Raw genomic sequence first — 20,735 nt, 5'->3', positions numbered from 1 at the left:
TGCACATCAACTAATCAGTACTCAATATGCTCCAGTGGAAAAGGGTTGGAAAGGACACTTATTCGTTTAAAAACCCTTATAATTTCAGAAGTGACATTAATGCATTAACCGAGGAAGAAATCACCTGGGCTGTAGATTATCATGTTGATACGCGACATAAACATTTCCATTTTAAAAGAGTGGCCCACTGGCCGGTTCATGTATTAGACAACCGCAACTGGCCTTACCACATTGCCATAAAAATGTTGGAAAGCATCGTTAATACCTTTGATGCCAGCAATATTAATTACGCTGCCACATTGGAGTGCTTAAAAGCCATTGACAACAAGAAAAAAGATAAAAGCGACAACGAGCTGTACGATGATGAAACCTGCAATACAATGGCACAACGCCTGGTGCCGGTGTTGAGTTGCTGTGCCTATAAAGAAGAAACCATCAGCTTTAAAAAGCTCGATTATGAAAGTGGCCTTGACATTGGTAAAAAAGTGGCATACCCGCTTAAGTATCTGCGCGAGTACACGATGAAACATTACGGTGTTGACCTGGCCTGCATCGTCACCACACCCGACGGTTTTCCGGTTCGCTTCTACAGCCAGTTTCCGGCAGCACAATTAAAAGCCATGCGACAACAGGTGTTTGAGCACGATTGGATTAATCAGCCCATTGAAGTGAAGTGGGCTTAAAAAACACTAGCTATCAGTAGCTAGCCAATCATTTTTATAAGCAATTGTCATTTATTTTTCAGAAATTCGCAACGAAAAACCAATTATATTCACTTATTCAACGAATTACTAAAAAATATTCCCTACTATTGCATTTTAATTAGCAGTGATATAAAAATTATTTAATGGCGAAATCGCAACAATCATTTAGTAAAAAAGAAAAAGAGGCTAAACGCCTGAAGAAAAGACAAGAGAAGCAGAAAAAGCAGGAAGAAAGAAAGGCTAATGCAAAAAGTTCATCGTTGGATGACATGATAGCCTATGTTGATGAATTTGGAAATATCACTGACACACCTCCCGATCCGGCTAATAAAGAAAAAGTTAAAGCCGAAAATATTGATATCAGCATCCCTAAAAAGGAAGACATCGAAGTTGACCCGATACGTAAAGGAAAGGTTGCTTTTTTCAATACTTCTAAGGGCTTTGGGTTTATTACAGAGTTGGAAACACAAGAGAAGTTTTTTGTACACGTCAATGGCTTGACCGAAGAAGTAAAAGAGAATGATATGGTGAGCTTTGAACTTGAACAAGGTAAGAAAGGTTTAAATGCCGTGAGAGTAAAAAAGATTTAAGCAAACAATAGCATTTGCAGGCTTGTATTGTTTTTAACAACTTAAGAACACAATACTTTTCTGCACCCAATAAAAGACAATAAGTTCCTCAATTCGATTATAAATTATATCGTCATTATTCAAATATAAAAGCCGCCACTTTTGGGCTTTGTTTTGAGTAATTAAACAATGATATGCAGTCTAAACCCAGGCCAGTCATCTGGCTATATGGTCATGAGTTGCATATCCTGAAACAAAACACATGCAATTCACCGAATTAAATTTAATCCCGCCCATTCTTAAGGCACTAAGGGATGAAAACTATACTACCCCAACAGATATTCAGGCCAATGCCATACCGCATATCCTTAAACAAAAAGATGTATTAGGAAGTGCGCAAACCGGCACCGGAAAAACGGCTGCTTTTGCTATTCCCATTCTGCAACACCTCACACAAGATGTGCCGCAAGAGAAAGGTAAGCGAAAAATAAAAGCCCTGATAGTGACACCTACTCGTGAGCTGGCGCTTCAAATAGGCGAAAGCTTCACTACCTATGGCAAATACACTAAAGTAAAAAACACAGTTATTTTTGGTGGCGTATCACAAAATGCCCAGGTAAGGTCGCTCAAAGCAGGTGTAGATGTACTGATTGCTACACCAGGTCGCCTGCTCGATTTAATGAGCCAGGGCTATATTACGCTTCGCCACATTAAATATTTCGTACTCGATGAAGCCGATCGCATGCTGGATATGGGTTTTATCCATGACATTAAGAAGCTGCTGGAGAAACTGCCCAAAGAGCGACAGTCACTGTTCTTCTCTGCCACTATGCCTCCAAAAATATTAAAGCTCTCGCAACAGATATTAGTGAATCCCGAAAAGGTCGTTGTCAACCCCGTATCGTCAACTGCGGAAACCATACAGCAATACCTCTACTCCACTAATAAAAGTGATAAAAAGGCACTATTGCTTCACATTCTGAAAAGCCAGGACATGGACCAGGTGTTGGTGTTTTCAAGAACCAAGCATGGCGCCGACCGTATTGTACGCAACCTGCGCCATAAGAAAATTGATTGTGCAGCCATCCACGGCGATAAGAGTCAGAACCAACGCCAGAAAGCCCTAAAGCAATTTAAAAGTGGCCAGATAAAACTATTAGTAGCTACCGACATTGCTGCACGTGGCATCGACATTGACAAGCTGCGTTATGTGATTAACTATGATATACCTAACGAGCCCGAAACCTATGTACACCGCATTGGACGCTGTGGCCGCGCCGGCGAAGAAGGCATTGCCATTTCACTATGCGAACCCGAGGAAAATGCCTATGTGAGGGATATTGAACAACTTATTAAACGCAAGATTGACAAAGCTGAGGATAATCCCTTTCCCCAGACGGACAAACCGATGAATACCGAAGAGAAAAAGGAGTTTGAAAAGGAGAAACAACGCAAACGTCAAGAGTATTTTGCCAATCGTAATAAGAAAAAGACGGCAAAAAAGCCCGGATTCAAAAGAAAGAAACGTCAGGAGCTGAAATAAAACTTTTAAGAAGATGGCCAATTAAGAGGGTTGCTCATGTGATAATGTGACTGGAAGAATAAACACTTTCAATACATAGACTGTTAGCATAGTACTGATATAAAGCATGTTTATTAATAGTTTATCCGGTTATGAAGCCAAGAACCCTTTCAATAATAGCAGGTATTAGTTACCTGGTCATTTTCTTCTCAGCAATATTTGCCAACTTCTTTGTGCTCGAAACCATTTTTGACGATCCCTTGGTGGCAATTCAGGAGCATCATATAATGGTCAGGCTGGGTACCGTGGCTTTTCTTATCACAGTAGTCTTTGATGTGGTTGTGGCCTGGGCATTATATGAACTATATAAAGCAAACAACTTATCAGGACTAAGCACCTTATTCAGGATGATGCATGCCGCCATAATGGGCGTTGCCATCTTCGCATTGCCCCTGGCCCTGATATCAACCACCACTAAGGATGTATTAAGACATGTGGATATATTTAATACCATATGGCTCATTGGCTTATTCTTTTTTGGTATTCACCTTGTTCTGTTAGGGCGTATCCTGCAACGACCAGCAATTATAAGTGCATTCCTTATAATTGCTGGCATAATGTATATGACAGATACAATAGCCCACTTTCTACTTCCTCAATATGAAAACTATGCCTCTGTTTTTCTAGCTCTGGTAGCCATACCAAGCATTTTTGGTGAAATGGCCTTATCCGTTTGGTTGCTGGCAAAAGGAGGTAAGTAATAAGTTAGTTGATTCGGTTTTATAGCCGCAACACATTATTTTTGCTGCCAATAACTATACCATACAACATGCAGCATTTCGATTATACCAATCAAAATCATCTGATATTTCTGTTACTGGGGCTGATAATTTTGACTTTAGTCCTCCTTATCATCCGATATAAAATCAAAACTTACTTTCAGGAACGAAAAGTACGCAAGCGCTTTGAACGGGGCAACAAACTGGAGCTTCAGGCCAAAAGCTTTTTGAAAAGTAAAGGCTACTCCATTGTAGATTACCAAAGTACATACCAACATAAATACAAGGAAGACGGCGAAGTACAGCACGCCGAAATACAACCCGATTACATCGTTAAGAAGAATGGTAAACAGTATATTGTGGAGGTTAAGAGCGGTACGCAAGCCATTAGCGCCCGCAATAAAAGTACACGCCGCCAATTGCTCGAATATGATTATGTGGTGGAAAATGATGGTGTATTTCTCCTGGATATGGAAAACCGACAACTCAAACTCGTGCAGTTTAAATCAAAGATGGAACGGCGTAGCAGCAACTTACTCAAAGTAGTAATTATTGCCGGCATTACAGGCATTGTCATCCCCTACTGGCCGGTTAAAGTAGCTATTGGAGTGGTATTGTTAGTTTTGTTTGTTGTCGAACTGAAGAATTGAGAAATTGTCGAACTGAAAAACTAAGAACTAGTCTATGAAAATTAAACAAAGCATTTCAGTTCATCGCTCAATTCTCATCTCTGTTCTCTAATTTACTTTACTACCTGCTTCGTTCCAACTAAAGGTCTTCTTCGGGATCAACCTCGCTGAGAGCGAGGTTAAGCCGCAGCTGGCACGAAGAAAGCCCATAGAAAGCACTTAACAGAGTCATAGAGCTTCCGAAGCCTTATCTGTCTTTTTATAAGGAGCCTCTACCTTCACCACTTTAAACACATCATATATCAAAGTAGCATGGGGAGGAATGACATCACCCGCGCCTTTCGCTCCATAGGCCAATGAATCGGGCAAAATAGCAACTATCTCATCTCCTTCACGAAGCAACAAAGAAACTTCAGTGAATCCTTTTATCAGGCGGGTTGAATCAGCTACAAAAGTAAAAAGCGAATCGGGTAATTCGTTGGTATTCCATACTACAGAATCTTTTACCTTTAGACTCAGATAAGTGCCCACTCGACTACCAGGTACCACTTTCGGCCCATCTCCCTTTTTGATATAATAATATTGCAAACCACTGGCTGTTTGGATGACGTTATCTTCTTTTTTGACGTCCGATTGTGAACTTTTCAACTGACAAGATGCTAATATAAAAGCTGCAATAGCAAATGCTAAAAATGATTTCATTTAATAGATTTTAAAAGATTAGTTGTGCTAAAATAACAACTTTACTGAAACATTAATTCGATTCTATACCATCTAGTCCCAAACTAACAGCGATAGTTTGCATGCCTTTAATGGTTTCCTCTATTAGCTCTTCAACTGGTATGTCAAGCATCTCTGCCCCACGTGCAATAATACTTCTGTCTACTTTAGCCGCAAAGCGCTTGTCCTTCCATCTTTTCTTAACAGACTTGACAGTTAGTGAGTGAATGCTCTTATCGGGCCTAACTAAAACAGCGGTGGTTACCAGGCCAGTTAGTTCATCACAGGCATACAGCACTTTTTCCATTGTTTCCAAAGGTTCAACATCGGTGCAGATTCCCCAGCCATGACTCATAACAGCCCGAATATATTCTTCCGACCAATCGGCTTCTTTTAGGATGGCTTCCGTTTTATGGCAATGTTCATCGGGATACATTTCATAGTCGAGGTCGTGAACTAAACCAATGATACCCCATTTATCCTCATCTTCATCGTACTTGCGAGCAAAGTGCCGCATTACTGCTTCAACCGCTAATCCGTGACGATAGAGGCTTTCACTTTTGTTGTATTCTTTAAATAATTGAAGTGCCTGGTGCCGTGATGGTGCATTTGTCATGAGTTAATTGTTTGATTCGAAGATGAATTTAAGAAAAATCAAACAAATAAATAATGCGGTTATCAGTTCAAGCTATTATTTACAAGCGGTCTGAGCAATTAATTATATGTCGAACTGAGGTTACTACTCAACTACAAGTAAACCCCTTCGCCACTTACTTTTTGATAGATAGGTGTATCTTTAAATTGCTTGTGCCAATCTGATTTTGAATAGAGATAAAGAGAAATGGATTGACCAGACAAGAGTTCAACCTGGTATTTAGCGTCCAGGTATTGCTGCTCTAAACGAAAGTCAACCTTTTCGTTCGATAATACATATATCTGAATATCCTCATGAATACTAACTCCCTGAGGGAAAAGCAAAACAACTTCTGCATACGGATCAAGCGCCTGCACATGCTCCTTCACTAACTCTGAAATATCACCGCTTTGTTTGTTCATGCCGCAAAAATAAGATTAAACTGCTACGATAAGACAATTCTCAGGCAGAAAACACGTGTTCTACAACATGAGAATTTTCACCCAAAACATAAACAACTCTATTCCATGATATAAATGCGCTTAACGCGACGACTGATACTTGTTAATATTTCATATGGAATCGTTTCTAACTGCTGTGCCATTGCTTTGATAGGTAGTTGTGTGCCAAAAATCTCTACTTCATCACCGGCCTTGATATTCAAATCTGTAACATCGATCATACACATATCCATGCAGATATTCCCAACCACAGAAGCCTTTTTACCATTGATAATCACATGTCCCACACCATTGCTCAAGCGACGGTTATAGCCATCGGCATAGCCAATTGGAACAACAGCTATTTGCATCTCGTTGTTTGAACGACCTTTGCGACTATAGCCGACTGTTTCACCTGCTTTAATGGTTTTAAATTGCGACACGTATGATTTAAGGGTATTAACCTGTTGAAGATTTGTATTGTCAACTACAGAAACGCCATACATGCCAATGCCCAAACGTACCATATCCATTTGAGCTTCAGGAAAACGCTCAATACCTGCCGAGTTGAGTATATGTCGGGTAAAGCCATAGCCCAGGCCCTTTTCCATCTGTTGACAAGTCGATGTAAAGCAATTGATTTGTTGTTGAGTAAAGCCATCGTGAATGGCTTCATCGCTGCCAGCCAGATGCGAAAACACACTACTGACAAAAACAGATGAATTCTTGTGAAGTCGCTCAATCAAGCTCTCTGTCTCTTCGGGCAAAAAACCCAGGCGATTCATGCCTGTATCTACCTTTACATGAATTGGCACACGGCTCAATCCTTGACGCTGAACAGCTGAGAGATAAGCCTCCAACACCTCAAAACTATATATCTCCGGCTCCAGTTCATACTCCAGCATCATCGGAAAACTACTCAGCTCCGGATTCATTACAATGATTGGTAAACTAATGCCGGTCTTACGCAGTTCTATACCTTCATCGGCAAAAGCCACCCCCAGGTAATCTACTTTTTGATGCGCCAATAGATTGGCTATTTCGAACGAACCAGTCCCATACGAAAAGGCCTTCACCATAGCCAACAGCTTTGTTTCTTTACCTAGCTTAGAGCGAAAATATTTCACATTTTCAGCCAATGCGTTCAAGTTAATCTCCAGCACTGTTTTATGACGACGCTGTTCCAACAATGCTGAAATACGCTCAAAGGTATAGTGACGTGCCCCTTTCAGCAGAATGGCCTCATCCTTAAAAGTGTTAACATCAACTTTTTCAAGAAATTCTTCAGTACTTTGGTAAGCATTAAGGCCTTCTTTCGCTGCAAACATGTTCTCCCCAATACCAATAAGCTTTGTGATGCCTTTTTCCTCTGCCAATCTCAACACCTTTTGATATAATAACGTCGCATCCACACCGCTCTGCTGAATATCAGACAAAATCAAAGTTTTAGACAAACCGCGCTTGGCACCCATCTGGTTGAGAAAATCGAGCGCTAACCCCAGTGAAGTAATATCAGCATTATAACCATCATCAATAAGCAGGCAGTTATTGATGCCTTCTTTCTGCTCAAGGCGCATGGCAATTGGGAAAAGCTGCTGCATTTCCGTTTGTAATATTTCAATTGAAACACCTAGATTTAACGCGCATAGAGCCACTAATAATGAATTTTCGATGGAAATAGCATCCTGAAAAGGAAGTTGTAAGGTAAAAGCCTGCTCCTTCCAATGCAAACTTAAACTGGTTCCTCCTGAAGTAGTTTCTGTTTTTACTATTTGCAAATTATTACCCGGCTCGGCACCAACACTCACCAGTGCTTTATCTGGAAAGTGTTGCTTTAATGCTTCGTTAATCATCGCATCATCACCATTGTAAAATATGGTATGAGCCGAAGCAAATAGCTTAAGCTTTTCATCAAGCTTCTGTTCGAGACTTTCAAAATTCTCCTGATGCGCTTGTCCTATATTCGTTAGCAAGCCATAAGCTGGCTGTATGCATGTGCTAATTTTTTCCATTTCTCCTGGCATGGAAATACCGGCCTCGATTAGTGCAAAGTCTATATCTTTGGCTAAAAACCAAATGGATAAAGGCACACCAATCTGACTATTAAAGCTACGTGGCGAACGCCCAACTTTATAAGTCTTTTCCAATATGTGCGCCAGCCATTCTTTAATAATGGTTTTACCGTTACTTCCCGTAATACCTATAAAGGGAATAGAAAAGCTATGACGAATTTGTGCGGCTATGGATTGCAAGCTTTCTATTGAGTTAGTACATTCAATAAAACTTGCCTCGGGATATTTCTTATAATCAATGGCACAATCAGCTTCAACAATAAAGCTTCGCATTCCTTTATCGTATAACTCTGCGATAAACGAATGACCGTCATTGGTGGTGCTCTTGATAGCTACAAAAAGCGTTTCTTCCGAACTAAAAGATTTACGACTATCGAAAATAATCTTTTCAACTGTTCGTTCTGCATCACCAATAAGTTTGGCTGCACTCCATTGTGCCAGTTGTGCGACTGAATAGGCCATATCACGAATTAGCTTTTAGAAAACAACAACGGCAAAGTGGTTCGTAATCACCCTTTTCGCCTAACACCACCAGTTTCTCTTCATCGGATAAGCGGTGTGAAAACTGCGCCAAATCACCACAACGCATACATATGGCATGCACTTTAGTAACGTATTCGGCTGTAGCCAGCAAAGAAGGAATAGGCCCGAATGGCTTGCCTTTAAAGTCCATATCCAGTCCTGCTACAATCACGCGAATACCCTGATTAGCCAATTGATGACAAACATTGGCCAGGCCATCATCAAAAAACTGTGCTTCATCAATACCCACCACGTTCACATTACCACTCAGCAACATAATATTACCCGACGATTCAACCGGCGTTGAACGAATGGCATTGGCATCGTGCGACACTACCTCATCGTCACTGTAGCGAACATCTACCATGGGTTTAAAAATCTCCACTTTCTGCTGAGCTATCTTTGCCCGCTTTAATCGTCGCAGCAGTTCCTCGGTCTTACCCGAAAACATGGAGCCTACAATAACTTCAATCCATCCTTTTTGTGACTCTCTATTGGCCTTATTTTCAAGAAACATTTAGTGTATCCGGTTTATTTAATTGCAATCGTTACCTTTGTGTAGTCTATCAAAAGCCACATCTTACTATGGAACAAGAAGCACTCATAGATATTATTCTTAATGATATAAAGGAAGTTCATGCTTTGGTTAATACCTTTAAAGGTAAGCAGGAACTCAATGCAGCTTTCATCAACTTAACACGCACTAAAATAGCAAACATTAACGAGGAGTTAAGCTTGTTGGAGCAAGTTAATGAGAAAAAAGTATCAACAGACACGAATGAGACATCTTTAACATCGCCAGTCACAGCAAGTTCTGCTCAAGAGGATAATGCGGCTATTGCTGAATCATCGAGTCGATTCGTTGCGGGAGAATCAAATATTGAATCGAAGCCAATTCCAAAGCCTGAAAAGGTCGCTGATAGTGTAACAAGCGACTTACAAACAGAAACAAAGACTTCACAAAGTGAAACAATTATGGCTGAGGACGAAACCATTGACAATTCACCTGAAACAATGGTCGCTTCGCATAAAACAAACAATGCTGCAGCTGAAACAATAGATGCTTTAATTGAAACAAGGGCTTCTGACAATCAAACTATAAAGCCTGAAAGCTCAACAAGCGCCTCTGAAAAGACAACAAAAGAAGTAGAGATTACTGCAGCTCCTAAAACAAGTGCTAAAAAGGCTAAATCAGAAACTAAAAAATCGGTATTAGGTGAAGTGATTAATAAAGAAGCATCATCGGTTAATGATGTTCTGGCCAATAAAAAGGAAGTGTTCGAAGACATTAAGCAAATTGGCAAACCCGTTGATGATGTAAAAAAAGCCTTTGGATTAAATGATCGTTTCTACTACCAGCGCGAGTTATTTAATAACAATGCTGACCTTTTTAACCAAACACTTGACCAGATAAACAACATGGAAAGCTATGCTTCAGCAGTTAGCTTTTTACAGTCGAATTACAGTTGGGAAAGTGATAACGAAGCCAGCGAAGGCTTTTTTAGAAGTATAAAGAGACGGTTTATTTAATTTAGTTTAAAAGTTGATGAGTTGATAAGTTTCGAGTTTTGGTTTGAAGTTCAACTTTTCAACTGATCAACAACTCAACTATTTAGCAATCAAAGCAAATGAGCAAACTATATATAGTGCCCACACCCATTGGCAACCTTGAAGACATTACTCTACGTGCCATTCGTATTTTAAAGGAAGTGGACTTTATTTTGGCCGAAGACACACGAACCAGTGGTTTTCTTTTAAAATATCTGGAAGTGTCAACCCGCATGATATCGCACCATAAATTTAACGAACATTCATCGGTGGATAAGGTGGCTGAGCGATTGAAAGCAGGTGAGACAGCCGCATTAATTTCGGATGCCGGCACACCCGCTATCTCGGATCCGGGTTACCTGATGGTAAAAAAATGTGTGGAGGAAGGCATTGAAGTGGAGTGTTTGCCAGGTCCAACAGCTTTTGTTCCGGCCTTGGTTAACTCGGGTCTGCCCAACGACCGTTTTTGCTTCGAAGGTTTTTTACCACAAAAGAAAGGCCGCAAAACACGCCTCGAATTATTGGCAGAAGAAACACGCACAATGGTATTTTACGAATCGCCTTTTAGATTGGTTAAAACTCTTGGGCAATTTATTGAGCATTTCGGACCAGAGCGACAGGCTTCCGTATCGCGTGAAATCAGTAAAATGCATGAAGAAAATAAACAAGGAACACTCAAGGACTTAGAACAACATTTTTCATCAAAAACCGTTAAAGGAGAAATAGTGATTGTGGTAGCCGGAAAGGTTGAGGAGAAAAAGAAGAAAGAGAGAAAAGAGAAGAGGGATGAGAAGTGAGTTTAATAGTTTTGAGTTTTGAATCATCAGTTTCTCAATTCGACAATTAACCAGTTCGACATAAAAAAACTATCGGGTTCAGCCATACGACTAATGAATTAATTGACACAAACAAGCACCGGCTATTTTCCACCGGGCACAATATATAAACAATGAAAAACATTCTAACCATAGCCTTGATTATCGCACTCTTCAGTTGCAAGCATGAACCACAAACAAAAACGGTGTCAATTGATGACACCAAGACCATTGATTCGTTGCAGATGCTGTCGATTGAAAAAGACCAACAGATGAATAACCTGGCTGCAGCACTACTCGAAATTGATGATAATCTGCAAAAAATAAAGGAGAAAGAGCACCTCATCACGCTGAACATAGCCAATAATGAAAATGGTAGTGAAGCATTGGAAGACCGCATTAATCGCGATATACAAGTCATTTATGATTTAATGCTTCAGAATAAGGAACAAATCTCGCATCTTGAAAAACAACTAAAACAATCTGGAGCCAACAACACTAACCTTAATAAATTGGTTAAACGCCTCAATTCGCAACTCAAGGACAAAACGGTTGAAATTATTCAGTTGCAGAAAAAGTTGGAAAGTCAGAGTCTGCAGATTGCCGACCTGAACTTCACCATCGAAGGTCTTCAGGCAGTTGTTGATTCATTAGAAGGTGTTAAATATGCTACGCAACAAGAGTTAGACGAAACCATAGAAAAACTGTATCGTGCCTACTATGTATTTGGCACTAAAAAAGAACTGAAATCTCAAGGCATTTTATCAAACGATGGCTTCCTAAGCAGAAACAAGCTCTTGTCTGAAGGTTATTCACAAGACTATTTCTCCACTATTGATTACCGCGAACTGGATTCATTAAACGTGTACATGCCCAAGGCTAAGTTATTATCTAATCACCCAAAATCGTCCTATTCACTGGAAGCCGGAAGCGACGACGCCATGATTCTGAAAATAGTTGATAAAGAAAACTTCTGGAGCATGACCAGGTATATGGTAATTCAGGTATCTAAATAGTTCAGAGTTTAGGTTACTGGGGTTTGAGTTTCGGGTTTGAAATACAATTCACCAATTCCACAGTCTATCAATTTAGCAATCAGACAATTCAATAAAATCATCACATCAACAACTAAACAATGAAAACATACAAACACCTCTTTTTTGATCTCGACCACACTTTGTGGGACTTTGAAGCTAACTCCGAGGCGACATTGAGAGAGATGTTTGACAACTACAAGTTATCGCGTTTTTTTACTGATTACGATGATTTTCATGCCCGTTACGAGCCACATAACTTGTATTTGTGGGCACAATATCGAAGGAATAAGGTGGATAAGAAAACGCTCAACGTGCAGCGCTTCTACCTACCTTTTGCCGAAGTAGGCTTTGATGATTTAACAGTCGCCCAGCAATTTGCCAAAGACTATCTGGATATTAGTGCCACCAAAACCATTTTATTTCCCAACACCCTGGAAGTATTAAAACAGCTGCAAGAGCGCTACCAACTTCACATTATCACCAATGGTTTTAAAGAAGTACAAACACAAAAGCTACATAACAGTGGTTTGCGCCCTTACTTCACCAACATTTATATTTCAGAACTGATTGGCGTACAAAAACCCAACACCTACTTTTTTGATTATGCGATTAAAAGCAGTCATGCCAGTAAAAAAGAAAGCCTCGTGATTGGCGATAGCCTGGAGGCTGACATTAAAGGTGCTCAAAAAGCGGGTATTGATCAGGTGTTTTTTAATTCGAAAAAACAGGAACACAGCGAAGAAATTACTTATGTAATTAACGAACTGAAAGAGTTGCTGGAGTTTTTGTAATTCGTTTAATTTTAACACAAAGACGCTGAGTTTAATTTATACCGAATACGAATCAAAACGATTTATAAAAAATCAATCTGTGATTCTGTTTCGGCATTAACCATTGCAACCCCAACAGGCTCGCAATGAGTTTAAATCATCTTCCCTTCGTTATTGATTAAGATAAGATCCAGCTTAAATCCTTCAACCACATCAGCAGCCACCTGATAACATTTTTCCTTCAATAATTTAAAGAAGGGTTCACCGGCCTCAAAAGGCAATAGTTCCTCCAGTTCGCGTGCCATAGTAATCGTGCCAATCTGTTTTACGATTACTGCACTGCAACCAGATTCGTTCGCCATTTGCATAATAAAATCCTTATCCATCACCACTTTGCGGCTATGTGTATCCAGGTGACCAGCTGCCAGCTTAACAGCTTTTCCGATCATTACACCCATGGTGACTTGCTGAATTCCACACTCATTAGCTGCTTTTAAAGCCTCGCCAATATAATTGCCGTATTGAACAAAGCAGTAACCGGGCAAATGATTAAAACGCCGTTTCAGGTAGCGCTCACTTCGTCCGCCTGAATTTAAAACAATATGACTGGCTCGATTCTCCTGCACCACCCCCAGTTGTCGTTTGATACTATTTACATAAGCAGCTGATGAGAACGGTTTTATACGACCTGTGCTACCAATTATAGACAGCCCGCCTTCCACACCCAGCCGAGGATTAAAAGTCTTTTCGGCCAATCGTCTGCCTTGCGGAATATACACTTGCACATCCATTCCCTGATGCGACATATCGTACTCATCCAGAAGCTGCTGCAACTCCCCCATTATCATCTGACGAGGCACCTTATTAATAGCCGGCTCACCAATGGGTAGGCGCAATCCCGGCAGGCGTACAATACCAACACCTTCGCCAGATACAAATCGAATCAGGCCTGCTTCATTCAGTTTAATACGGCAACCAATCACCAATCCATCGGTTAAATCGGGGTCATCACCACTGTTTTTTATTACGGTGGCAAAGGCTTCGTTTTTATCACCACCTGAGCTATGAATGGGCATACTCACCACTTCACCATCGGGTAAAAACACCTGAACCTTATCAGCGATAAAGCCGCTTAAAAGCCTTGAAGCAGCAGCCTTGGCACAAATAGTGCCACAGGTGCCGGTTGTATAGCCATGTGCCAGTTCCGCTTTTGGTAACGTATAATGAGCACACATGTATTTGCGCAAATCAGCACGGCACTTTATCAAGTGATGAAACGAAGGCATGACCGGACGCTCCAACACTAATAAAGGAATATTGTATGTTTTCGACAATTCTACTTTCTGGTCGAATAAACCGTTGAAACCACTGTCTTTGGTGAGCAACGCTTCTATGTTGTTGTCTTGAATCAAGTGCTCAGCATCATCCAGACTTTCAAGATTCAGTGACGCAAGCACTTGTTCTTTTTTAACGCCCGCACTCAACGCTTCATCCCACGATAATGCACGATCAAGTATACGATACCACACTTCCTTATCATCTAAACCCTGATGAAGCCTGGCCACACTTTTAACGCCCATCAGCGAAAGAATGCGCTTATAATCATTCTCACGACAATACTCCACCATTTTATCGAGCGAAGACAAATAAATCACATGATCGCACTTCACTTTATCAGTTAATTCGCGCTCAATACGCACATGCTCCACTCCCACCGCTTGGCAACAATGGTGAATCGTCCAATGCAGCTCATGCGCATAAGGGTGCGCCGCGTCAATCACACAATCAATTTGATGCGTTTTACAAAAGCTAATCATCGCCTCACGCGACAGCGCACCTTCCATCTTCTGACTGCCTTTGTGCACCTTAAAGTTGGTAGGTGTTTTGGTTGAATAGAAATAAGCGAATCCCATATCGTTCAACCAATTGGCTGTTGCTTTACCTTCGGTGGTGCCACCAAACAACAATATGTTCGTTGGCTTACTCACTCTTTCCTTCTCTGAATAAATGAGTGAATTTACGGTCGTACAACTTCGAACGCATATTACGGTTATCAATGGCCTCACCCACCACAATCATAACCGTTAACTTCAGTTTATTTTCCTTCACAATCTTTGATAAGTCTTTCAACTGACCACGCCATATTTTCTCTTCCTTCCACGTAAGCTTATAGCAGATAGCAACAGGTGTTTCAGGAGGATAACCTTCCAGTAATTGTTGCTGCATATCGTCGATGAGCGACACACTTAAAAACAAACAGATGGTACTCTGGAACTTCGCCAGTTCCGATAACTTCTCACGCTCCGGCATTGGTGTTCGCCCTTCACCACGTGTTAAAATTATGGTTTGGATGCGTTCAGGAATGGTAAACTGTGACTTTAAACGAGCTGCCGCCGCTTGAAATGACGAGATACCAGGCACAATTTCATAAGGCATATGGTGCTCATCAAAATAACTCATTTGCTCTTGAATAGCACCATATATACAGGGATCACCTGTATGCAAACGTACGACAAGACCCCCTCTATCGTACATGGCTTTCATGGTTTCGAACTGCTCTTCCAAGTCCATTTGAGCCGAGTTACGCACCACACATCCATCTTTGGCATAATGTGTCAATTGCTCAGGCACCAAACTGCCGGCGTACAAGACTAAATCCGCAGCTTCAAGTAGTTTCTTGCCTTTAACTGATACCAACTCCGGGTCGCCCGGGCCTGCTCCAACAATGTAGATGGTGCCCCTTCGCTCCTGAGCCAGGTCCATTGCCACAGCAATAGTACAGTGCTTGCCATTGGCATCGCAGCCTTTTGTTTTGCCGATTAACAACTCTTGATTGCCCGAAGCCAATAAAGCTGAGGCCTCTGATACGTTGGTAGCGCCAGTGACTTCCAAAGCTGCTTCAGATGTTTCCAGGTTATCAGCTACACGATTTAAATCGCTGGCAGTATGTGTTATAAAATCAATGTCCTTTTCTTTAGCAAAATCCACAAACGCCTGTTCTTTCTTCTTTAATTCATGGGAATGAAGCGAATGCACAGATAGGGCACTTAATCCATTGGCAGATAACACCTTTTCAATTTCATCCTGGAAAAACTGACTATTCAATCCTTTTTGCGAACCCGCACCAATCATCAGGCACTTAGGACGAAGATATAAAGCAGGCTGGCCAAACGTATGTAGAAACGGTGTCACAGCGATGATTAATTCGTACTTATTCGCTTCTATTTCATCTGTTGAATAAAACACCTTGACATGCGCAGGCAAGGTTTCCTCCAGGTGCTTTGTTCCGGCATCTTTGATTTGGAGCAGCAAGGCTGTTTTGCCACCATTAACAAATCGGGCGATAAAAGTATTTTCGTCCAAACCAATATACTCGTTGATCCAATTATACGTTTTACCAATAATATCCAGCGGCCATAAATCCAGTGAATCGCTGGCTGTTGTTATCACGGCCTGTCCACCTGTTATTCTCGCCAATCGTTGTGCAATTGCATTACCACCTCCTTTGTGTCCAGACACCACCGATTGCACAAAACGACCATGAATATCCATATTTATCACGGCCGGATCACTTTGCTTACTTTGTAAATACGGCGCCACAGAACGGACGGCGATACCCAGAGCTCCAACAAAAATAACACTGTCAAGCAATTCGAATTTTGTCGTCAGAAAAGCTGAAATAGAGACAATTCGTTCCGTGCCTTCCAATTCAGATGTCGTATAAATAGTTGCACCCAGCTCCTGCTTAAGCAACTTGGCTGTAGCTAGTGCATTGCAATTATTGATTATAATGGCTGTATGTTCCATTGCTATTGTTTTGTTGCCTGAATGATTGTTACTGGATTATGGTCATCTTGCAGAAGCTGCATCTCATCGCTTATAGTCATTGAAACTGTAGCAATTGCTTGCTTAAACTGATTGAGTGTTTCGTTACTTACTGCATTAAAAACAATGATACCTCCAGGCTTTAATTGTTTCTCTAGTTGTTTAATCATCTCCATTAGCCGTCCTCCATGACCACCTATAAAGATTCTATCGGGTTGAGGCCAATCCTTCAAATCAGTTTTGAAAAAATCACCGATAAAGGCATTGATACCTGGCACTCTAAATGTAAACTGATTTTTTTGCATTAGCTCACGTGATTCTTCCCGCTTTTCGATACTAAACACATCAACGTGCGGTGCCATTTGCTTGGTTTCAATGGATACTGAGCCTGTACAAAAACCAATATCCCATAACACGCTGGCAGAGTCAAGCTTCAACATCGACAAAGACATTAAACGGATGCTTCGCTTGGTAATCATCTTCGGACGGCCTTTTAAAAAGTGAAAATCGCCTTCATTAATTCCAAATGTTCGCTCAAAAGCTTCTGTTTGCTCAATGATTAAGCAATTGGGCATTTCTGCCTCTACTTTCGCACACTCCTCTACCGATAATTTTCGAACTTGCTGAGCATCCCCTCCCATTCGCTCGCCCAGATAAATCCGATAATTAACAAAGCCAAAAGCCATAATACGTTGCGCAATGGCAGCCGGTTTTTTTTGCTTATCCGTTAAGATACCTATCAGCGCTGTGCCCTTAATAAGCTCCTGGTCAAGATTAATCCATGGGCGACCGGTTAATGTGGCTACCTTCATGGTGCCATACGGCAACTGACATTCGTGTGCCAGCATTTGCAGGCTATTAAAGCTCGGGTAAACCGTTATAGCCTCATCCGGAAACTCGCGCTTCAAAGTATTGCCGATACCAAAAAACAAAGGGTCACCCGAAGCAAACACAACAATGGATGCGTCGATGCTATTGTATTCATTAAAAGTCTCAGCCAAAGGCACCAAAACATCAATCCATTGATGATTCGCTGGTAACCACTCCCGTACAAGCTCATAATGACGCTTACCACCAGAGAAATAAAGGTGCGACTGCAAGAGTTCTTTTACCTTTACGCTAAGTTCCGGCTTCGCCTGATCTGAAATGCCTACAACATGAAACTTACACATCACGGCCTGGTTTAAGGGTTTCAGCTTCATCGCGACTCAAAACCGCATTTACAATTGTGGCCGCCAGGTTAGAACCGCCTTTTCGCCCTTCTATGCTTATGAATGGTAGCTCAGGAAAGGTTTTTAAACGATGTTTGGATTCCTCCACATTCACAAAACCTACAGGTGCTCCAATAACACCGGCCGGCTGAAATTGCTTTCGACGCATTAATTCGGTCAGCTCAATCAATGCGGTTGGTGCATTGCCAAACACATATAAAGCATCGGGATGCTCTTCGACCGCCAGTCGTATACCAGCTTGTGTACGTGTAATATTCTTTTCGGCTGCTAATGCCAGGGTACGCTCATCGTGCAAATAACACTTGACATTAATACCATAACGCTCGCAAGCTTTTTTTCGGATGCCACTTTGCACCATGGTTACATCTGTTATGATTGTACCACCCTTCTGTAAATAGTCATTGATGCGAGCCACAGCATTGTTTTTAATACGCAACAACTGCTTCATCTCAAAGTCAGCCGTTGTATGGATGCAGTGCATCATCACCCATTTATCTTCATTGGAAATATCCAAATTGATAAGTTGTTCGGCAATAGTGCGAAAACTTTCTTGCATAATCAGTGGCCCCGGAGCCCCTTTCTCATCGTATTTCGAATAGTATCCACGAGGTGTTATAAATTTATCGTTAGCCACGTAACTCTGTGAATTACCGATGATCACAATGGAAAACATATCCACTACTTCAGGGTCAAATTCGCCTAAGGTAGTTAATGTAATCTGCTCATCTTCACGCGCTACCTGACGCACAATAGCAACTGGTGTATCGGGTGAACGTTCTTCCAAAAACAATTCCTGCAAGCGATAGATTTGCCAATAACGCTTCTGACTGCGAGGGTTGTACAATGCAGTAACAAAATCACCATAAGCAGCAGCTTTCATTCGTTTTTCTATCAACTTCCAAGGCGTAAGTAAATCGGACAAAGACAGAATAACAAAATCGTGACTTAAAGGTGCTCCTAGTTTTGCCGCAGCAGCCTGAAAAGCAGAAATACCCGGAATGACTTCCACATCCACCTGAGACTGTCGTTTATCGGCCATTTCAAGGATTAGAGATGACATACCATAAATATTGGCATCTCCCGAACTGATCACCGCCACGCACAAGCCCGATTCGGCTTTCTCAAAGGCTATTTCAGCGCGCTGAACTTCCTGACGCATGCCGGTATCAATACATTCGGTACCTTCTTGTAAATAGGTCTGTATAAACTGGAAATAATATTTGTAACCAATAACCACATCAGCTTGTTGAATAGCTTCAATTGCTGGTTTTAAAAACAAATCGGGGTTGCCCGGCCCTAAGCCGATTACTTTAATTTGACTCATGAATGATTGTTCGCTGATTTTATAATTAAAATTGAGAAATAAGGGATGCTTCGCCCTAACAATTCTGCAATAGCTGTACAGGTATATTCTTTATCGGTTCCCATGTATTCGCCATAAAAAAAGGCATAATTACCAGTATTAATAAAAGGTATGATCCAGTCTTTTATCTTTGACACTTTCATGATAACCACCGTTTCATTAGCCAAAAGCAAATCAGTAAGATGTGCTTCTCCATCAATAGCCGGTGTTATCAACACATTATCGTTTTGCATGCAAATGGCTTGTTGACTTAAGGAACCACCTAAAATAAATGCCGGTACACCAGGTATCATTTCAAACGATACATTTGCTTTTTTAAAATCATCAATGAGATAAGCAAAGGTGCTGTAAAACGAGATATCACCTTCACTAACGATGGCGACTTGTTGTCCTTCCCGACTCTTAAGGATGCTTTCCTGAGCCAATCGTTGATAGATACCTGAGACATCAGTACGGTCATATTTCATCGGCACTTCAAAAGATTTCAAGCGTGATTGATCTATCTCTAAACTTCCTAAAACACGATAGGCCATGCTATTAATTGTCCCTTCGCTGTTGATAGTCGATGGATAGTAAATAATATCGGCCTGTTGTAATATCCTTAAAGCTTTTATTGTAATCAATTCAGGATCGCCAGGCCCTAATGCTACTCCATATATCATTGTGTTTATGTTTTTGTTGCTTAAACCTAAGGCTGTTAGTGGCGGCAAACTCGCCCGCAAAGCTTTTAACAATATCCGTTTGATAAAGGCAGATGAGATTGGCAGTTTTCTCATTCCGCACCTGCAGGTCTGGAAAAATATCTTTGGAAATATCAGTTACAGCTAAACCAGCCTGACAAAGCTTTATTGCCTCTTGAGGAGTATTATTACCGCCACCAACAACCCGATAAGGTTTATTCGTATTTTCTTGAATCAGCTCGCAATTCATAATCACCAAACTATCAATTATGTATTAGATACAATATCAGCACTAATACATTGAATAAACCTGGTTATTATGCTTTGCTTCTAAACAGCTGGTATTTGCTATACATTGCAGGCTTCTTATCCTGCCTTTAAAAAAGGGATTCATCATCATAGTTATCAAAGTTTAAAACCCGAAAGCTTTGAATAATAATATGTTTGCTTCAATGGCAGGTTTTCTGACTTACTCCCTCCTTTTGCGCCTTCCCATCCGCCTAAAAGCGAAAAGTGACCTGTTGCAATGGAGTTATTAGAGCTTACAGCTGCGGGTACAGTTCCGGATTTACACCGAATTCCCTCTTTTTGTCATTGTCCGAATAGGCTGACTAATGACGCACCATTTTGTGACGACAAATGTAATATTATAATTTCATCCTATGAACTTCATGCGGTTAATAGTTCAATTAAATTTGATCTAATCCTCAAAGACACCCTATCACACATTATTAAAACGACATTTACACATTCAAATGACCACTTTCTTTGATAAAATCTTTCTAAATAACAATTACAGCACTGTTATCCTAAGTTTTATGTATTTTAAAAGTGTTTTTTACCTTTAAAATATTTTTAAAAGTAATTTTTACTT

20 protein-coding genes and 1 riboswitch are annotated in these 20,735 nt (G+C 40.9%); of the genes, 9 read left to right on the top strand and 11 right to left on the bottom strand.

Features of this window, described 5'->3' with window-relative positions; all coding sequences use genetic code 11:
- Positions 1-26 precede the first annotated feature (26 nt).
- From J1N10_RS06815 to J1N10_RS06795, 5 genes are all read left to right on the top strand, one after another.
- Positions 27-683, top strand: coding sequence for a hypothetical protein (locus J1N10_RS06815; RefSeq protein WP_262325940.1), 657 nt, complete (start codon positions 27-29; stop codon positions 681-683).
- 164 nt (positions 684-847) lie between these two features.
- Positions 848-1,294 (top strand): cold-shock protein, encoded by a 447-nt coding sequence (locus tag J1N10_RS06810; protein WP_262325939.1) that lies wholly within the window; start codon positions 848-850, stop codon positions 1,292-1,294.
- 241 nt (positions 1,295-1,535) lie between these two features.
- Positions 1,536-2,816: a DEAD/DEAH box helicase gene (locus J1N10_RS06805; RefSeq protein ID WP_262325938.1), complete on the top strand. Its 1,281-nt coding sequence runs from the start codon at positions 1,536-1,538 to the stop codon at positions 2,814-2,816.
- 131 nt (positions 2,817-2,947) lie between these two features.
- The gene (locus J1N10_RS06800; protein ID WP_262325937.1) at positions 2,948-3,556 is read left to right on the top strand and encodes a DUF4386 domain-containing protein; all 609 of its coding nucleotides are present in this window, start codon (positions 2,948-2,950) and stop codon (positions 3,554-3,556) included.
- A gap of 68 nt (positions 3,557-3,624) precedes the next feature.
- Positions 3,625-4,224 (top strand): PD-(D/E)XK nuclease family protein, encoded by a 600-nt coding sequence (locus tag J1N10_RS06795; RefSeq protein WP_262325936.1) that lies wholly within the window; start codon positions 3,625-3,627, stop codon positions 4,222-4,224.
- A gap of 207 nt (positions 4,225-4,431) precedes the next feature.
- On the opposite strand, the gene J1N10_RS06790 is transcribed toward J1N10_RS06795, so the two are convergent.
- From J1N10_RS06790 to J1N10_RS06770, 5 genes are all read right to left on the bottom strand, one after another.
- Positions 4,432-4,905, bottom strand: coding sequence for an FKBP-type peptidyl-prolyl cis-trans isomerase (locus J1N10_RS06790; protein ID WP_262325935.1), 474 nt, complete (start codon positions 4,903-4,905; stop codon positions 4,432-4,434).
- 52 nt (positions 4,906-4,957) lie between these two features.
- A complete protein-coding gene (locus J1N10_RS06785) occupies positions 4,958-5,539 on the bottom strand; it encodes a hydrolase (protein WP_262325934.1) in 582 nt (193 codons plus the stop codon).
- 131 nt (positions 5,540-5,670) lie between these two features.
- Positions 5,671-5,979, bottom strand: coding sequence for a hypothetical protein (locus J1N10_RS06780; RefSeq protein WP_262325933.1), 309 nt, complete (start codon positions 5,977-5,979; stop codon positions 5,671-5,673).
- Between the two features lie 98 nt (positions 5,980-6,077).
- On the bottom strand, positions 6,078-8,531 hold the full coding sequence (locus tag J1N10_RS06775; protein WP_262325932.1) for a bifunctional UDP-N-acetylmuramoyl-tripeptide:D-alanyl-D-alanine ligase/alanine racemase: 2,454 nt from the start codon (positions 8,529-8,531) through the stop codon (positions 6,078-6,080).
- Position 8,532: 1 nt separating this feature from the next.
- Positions 8,533-9,108, bottom strand: coding sequence for a thymidine kinase (locus J1N10_RS06770; RefSeq protein ID WP_262325931.1), 576 nt, complete (start codon positions 9,106-9,108; stop codon positions 8,533-8,535).
- A 68-nt stretch (positions 9,109-9,176) separates the two neighbouring features.
- Between J1N10_RS06770 and J1N10_RS06765 the strand changes: the two genes are divergently transcribed.
- The 4 genes from J1N10_RS06765 to J1N10_RS06750 all read left to right on the top strand — a co-directional run bounded on the left by J1N10_RS06765 (position 9,177) and on the right by J1N10_RS06750 (position 12,782).
- The gene (locus tag J1N10_RS06765; RefSeq protein ID WP_262325930.1) at positions 9,177-10,121 is read left to right on the top strand and encodes a hypothetical protein; all 945 of its coding nucleotides are present in this window, start codon (positions 9,177-9,179) and stop codon (positions 10,119-10,121) included.
- Positions 10,122-10,219: 98 nt separating this feature from the next.
- Positions 10,220-10,936, top strand: a complete 717-nt coding sequence (gene rsmI / locus J1N10_RS06760) for a 16S rRNA (cytidine(1402)-2'-O)-methyltransferase (protein WP_262325929.1) — start codon at positions 10,220-10,222, stop codon at positions 10,934-10,936.
- Positions 10,937-11,088: 152 nt separating this feature from the next.
- Positions 11,089-11,970, top strand: coding sequence for a Cbp1 family collagen-binding glycoprotein adhesin (locus J1N10_RS06755; protein WP_262325928.1), 882 nt, complete (start codon positions 11,089-11,091; stop codon positions 11,968-11,970).
- Between the two features lie 119 nt (positions 11,971-12,089).
- Positions 12,090-12,782: a YjjG family noncanonical pyrimidine nucleotidase gene (locus tag J1N10_RS06750; protein ID WP_262325927.1), complete on the top strand. Its 693-nt coding sequence runs from the start codon at positions 12,090-12,092 to the stop codon at positions 12,780-12,782.
- A gap of 131 nt (positions 12,783-12,913) precedes the next feature.
- Here J1N10_RS06750 and cbiD read toward each other — a convergent pair whose 3' ends face one another.
- Genes cbiD through J1N10_RS06720 form a run of 6 tightly spaced genes read right to left on the bottom strand, consistent with a single transcriptional unit; the run spans position 12,914 to position 20,111 of the window.
- Positions 12,914-14,749 (bottom strand): cobalt-precorrin-5B (C(1))-methyltransferase CbiD, encoded by a 1,836-nt coding sequence (gene cbiD, locus J1N10_RS06745; RefSeq protein WP_262325926.1) that lies wholly within the window; start codon positions 14,747-14,749, stop codon positions 12,914-12,916.
- On the bottom strand, positions 14,742-16,568 hold the full coding sequence (cobM, locus tag J1N10_RS06740; protein WP_262325925.1) for a precorrin-4 C(11)-methyltransferase: 1,827 nt from the start codon (positions 16,566-16,568) through the stop codon (positions 14,742-14,744). The genes cbiD and cobM overlap by 8 nt, the downstream gene beginning before the upstream one ends.
- Before the next feature lie 2 nt (positions 16,569-16,570).
- On the bottom strand, positions 16,571-17,758 hold the full coding sequence (gene cbiE, locus J1N10_RS06735) for a precorrin-6y C5,15-methyltransferase (decarboxylating) subunit CbiE (RefSeq protein WP_262325924.1): 1,188 nt from the start codon (positions 17,756-17,758) through the stop codon (positions 16,571-16,573).
- Entirely contained in the window at positions 17,751-19,142 is a 1,392-nt protein-coding gene (gene cobJ / locus J1N10_RS06730; RefSeq protein ID WP_262325923.1) for a precorrin-3B C(17)-methyltransferase, read from the bottom strand. The genes cbiE and cobJ overlap by 8 nt, the downstream gene beginning before the upstream one ends.
- The gene (locus J1N10_RS06725; RefSeq protein ID WP_262325922.1) at positions 19,139-19,843 is read right to left on the bottom strand and encodes a precorrin-2 C(20)-methyltransferase; all 705 of its coding nucleotides are present in this window, start codon (positions 19,841-19,843) and stop codon (positions 19,139-19,141) included. The genes cobJ and J1N10_RS06725 overlap by 4 nt, the downstream gene beginning before the upstream one ends.
- Positions 19,806-20,111 carry a hypothetical protein gene (locus J1N10_RS06720; RefSeq protein ID WP_262325921.1) on the bottom strand — a complete coding sequence of 102 codons (306 nt, stop codon included), beginning with the start codon at positions 20,109-20,111 and terminating at the stop codon, positions 19,806-19,808. The genes J1N10_RS06725 and J1N10_RS06720 overlap by 38 nt, the downstream gene beginning before the upstream one ends.
- Positions 20,112-20,298: 187 nt before the next feature.
- Positions 20,299-20,492, bottom strand: a riboswitch (cobalamin riboswitch).
- Positions 20,493-20,735 lie beyond the last annotated feature (243 nt).

It is taken from the genome of Carboxylicivirga litoralis (assembly GCF_025499605.1).
In the GTDB taxonomy this organism is placed as follows: Bacteria; Bacteroidota; Bacteroidia; order Bacteroidales; family Marinilabiliaceae; genus Carboxylicivirga; species Carboxylicivirga litoralis.
The sequence above is the reverse complement of the archived record's forward strand: the minus strand, read 5'-3'. Positions and strand labels throughout refer to the sequence as shown.